The sequence below is a fragment of the Chloroflexus sp. genome, assembly GCF_034434295.1.
Taxonomy (GTDB): domain Bacteria; phylum Chloroflexota; class Chloroflexia; order Chloroflexales; family Chloroflexaceae; genus Chloroflexus.
Window position 1 is genome coordinate 1 of sequence record NZ_DAOTZQ010000082.1, and the last position, 3,229, is coordinate 3,229.

Genomic DNA, 3,229 nt, shown 5'->3' on the forward strand with positions numbered 1-3,229 from the left:
CTGCTGGTATGTGGCCCTGAACAATTCAACACCGTATGCGTGATTGTCCAGCAGCAGACCGGTCTCAGCGTGGGGTAGTGGTGGTCTTGGCGGGATAGGTATAGGTGGTGCTGATGATCAGTCAAAGAGCGTGACGAGAAAGATGAGCAGCTCGTTGCTGCCCGCCCGATCAATATCAAAAAGTCAAAAAGACATTAAGACGAGGAGAATGTACGGGCAAGACGCACACCCCAATTGCCACGATCATGATCGGGAGGGTTGGGAAGGCGATAAGCGCAACGTGCATTGTCACGATCATAGTACCATGAGCCACCACGCAGTACATACTTAGCATCTTTAGTTCGTTTGTGTAGACTCTCTGCCTCCAACTCGTCTCCTAGCGGATAGCTCAAATATAGTGTACTACACCATTCCCAGACATTACCCGCCATATCTTCTGCACCGCAGGCCGCCGCACCGTGGGGGAAGATACCGACGACGGACGGTTGGTTGATACTGCTCTCGAAAGTATTTGCCCGGATGCGATATCTATCCTCGTCACCATTTTTTCTCCTGGATACAGCGGAGCGAATAACCGGTGCTGCAGGCAACTCACTCCAGTCTCCCCACGGATATTCCCGCCGTCCAGCACGGGGATTAGCGGCCGGTATCACCACCGGATAGGCAGCAGCCCGCTCCCACTCGGCTTCGGTCGGCAGGCGCACTGTTTCCCATTCGTGCAACACCCCAATCTTGTGCAACCAGATGTCTACCCAGTGGGCAAAGGCAGTGGCCGCGTACCAGGTTATACCGACCACCGGACAGTTGCCTTCACCCATTCGATAGCGTGTACCAGGCCAGGATCGTGGGCTCATCTGATCAGGAGAGAGACCGTACTGCTGGAGCAGGTGGCGTACTGCTTCCGCAGCCGCCACCTCTTCCCGACCGCCGCGCCCTGCCAGCGCGTCGAGGAAGCGCAGGTATTGGCGGTTGGTGACCGGAAAGCGGGCCAGAGCGTAGGGCTGGCGGATGTGGCATATAAACTGGGGTTGCTCGTCTTTATGTGCCACATTGTTACCACCCATACTGAACGCCCCTGGCTCGATGCGGGCCGCCCAGTAAGCAGGCTGTGTCAGATCAAGTCCTGCACGATCGTGATCAGCATCGACCCGGTCGAGCATGATCGCAGCCCGGTTGCGCACCACCGGATCGGGATGCATCGCCGTGCACCAGTCGGCGGTCAGGCCGGCCAGGGTACGCAGTTGGTCGGCAACCGCCAGCCGTTGCCTGGTTAGCTCGCCCACCGTGCGAGCATTGGCTTCATCCAGTGCCTCACCGGCCAGCAACAGGGCTTCCGGATCGCCGGTTTCGCGCAATCTATCAATCATCGTTTGCGCCATTTCATGCGAGCCAATGGTGGCTTCGTGACCAATCGCGAGCAGGATCGTCTCTCGCCAGCGTCGCTCTGACCAGCGGTCGATCAGGTCGTTGACCTTCTTTTCCTTATCGCGGCCCTGTTCGGTATAGTGGCGGGCAACCAGATACTCTTGTAGGGTAAAGTGGGCAAAACTGAAGAGGGTGTCAATGTCGCGGGCATGCACAAGCCCGCTGTGGAGGGCGAGCTGGACAAACAGGTCGCGGATGTAGGTATCGCAACGCTCATCATGCCAATCGGGATAGTATGAACGATAGATCGGCCGCAGCAGTTCACGCACCTGAGCCAGGGTCACTTCGCGCTGCTTCCGCTCCAGCATATGGGCGGCCAGCAACTGTAACCGCAGGCGCACACTGTCATCGCTCTCCTCAAATAGTTTGACCGTCACCCCTGGCCGGTCGCGACTCAATTGCGCTCTGCGCCAAGCCTCGATGGTCAGCCGAACCAGCTTTTCGTAGATTTTCACCCGCTCGACCGGCAGCGGCTCGCGACCCTCAACCAGCACAGCCATACTGGTCAGTAAGAGCGGATTCGTCACCATATCAAACAGGCGCGGGTTGCGTTCGAGGCTACGCCACAATTCAGCGGCTTCCGGTACCAGCTCGTCCGGGTTGGGCGGCGCATCGGCTGCACTGTTTGCCAGGCGGAGAGCCAGAAAGAAATTGTTGAGCAGACGTTTGATGTCATTGGCATCCAACGGACGCAGATGGCGTTCGGTGAACCCCGCCAAACGGTCACTCAGCCCCTCAAAGGGACGACTGGCCAGCAGGTAGCGATGCTGCGGGTAGGCCCGTACCAGGCTGTTGATCAGATCGATGGTATGACCGCGCTCATCGGCATCACCAGTCTCGTCCAGGCCGTCAAACATCAGCAGACAGGGTGTATCGCGATTTTGCACCCAGTCTCTGACCATCCCCACCGGCAGATCGGGCACGTCCCGCCGCAGCAGCTCGTCGAGCGCATCGATCACCACCGTTGCCGGTACACCGACCAGATCGGCACTGGTGTATCGCCCACGCACATAGGTCATCAGCTCGGTCAGGCGGGCGTAGATCGGGAACGGACAGCGTTCGACGAAGAGCTGCAATCGATCACGCAGGATAGCGACATCGTCTTGACGAAACGCCCGCGCCAGCATCAGCGCCCCGTAGTGCAGGGTGGTCGTCTTACCGCTACCGGCACGCCCGACCAGCAGCAGGCGGGTGGTGGTTGGGGCGGTTCGCTGATCGCGGGGTATAGCTGAAGGTTCACTCAACAGGCGAAACACCGGTTGGCTGGTCTCAACTGCCTCGTAGGCATCACGGCGCGAATCAGCCTGCCCGTCCAGCTTACCGAGCAGATAGGCGTCGAAGCGCTCCATCTGCTTGCGCTCGACCACGTACAGCGGTACGTAGACCTGCTCCAGGTTCAGTTCGGGCTGTTCGCGACCCAGGGCAGGGATTTTGGTCATACGCCGCATCTCTTGCTCCAGCCTGATCAGGTAGTCCTCACGAGCGAAGGGAGTCTGTTTCTGGCGCTGTTGCTCTTCTAAATTTTTCTTTTGGCGCTCCTTCTCCAGCTCATGTTCGGCCTCAGCCCTGGCGTCGCTCTTCAGCCCACCGCTCATGCGGTCGATCCAGCGCAATAGACGCTCGCGCCAGAGTTTGACAATGGCAACAGTGCCGAAGATAAGCACTATGATAGACGGGCCGACAACCTGCAACGGTGGATACTGCGTCATCAACGACCACAGTTTTTCAATCGAGCATTCTCCACTGAAGAACCCTATGATACAGATAAGAACTTCCTGCAGAGTCGGTGTCGGTTCGGAGGTGG

1 protein-coding gene is annotated in these 3,229 nt (G+C 58.5%); it reads right to left on the reverse strand.

What is annotated here, in order from left to right; all coding sequences use genetic code 11:
- Window positions 1–194 precede the first annotated feature (194 nt).
- Entirely contained in the window at window positions 195–3,134 is a 2,940-nt protein-coding gene (locus VAE57_RS11750; protein ID WP_322822068.1) for an NACHT domain-containing protein, read from the reverse strand.
- Window positions 3,135–3,229 lie beyond the last annotated feature (95 nt).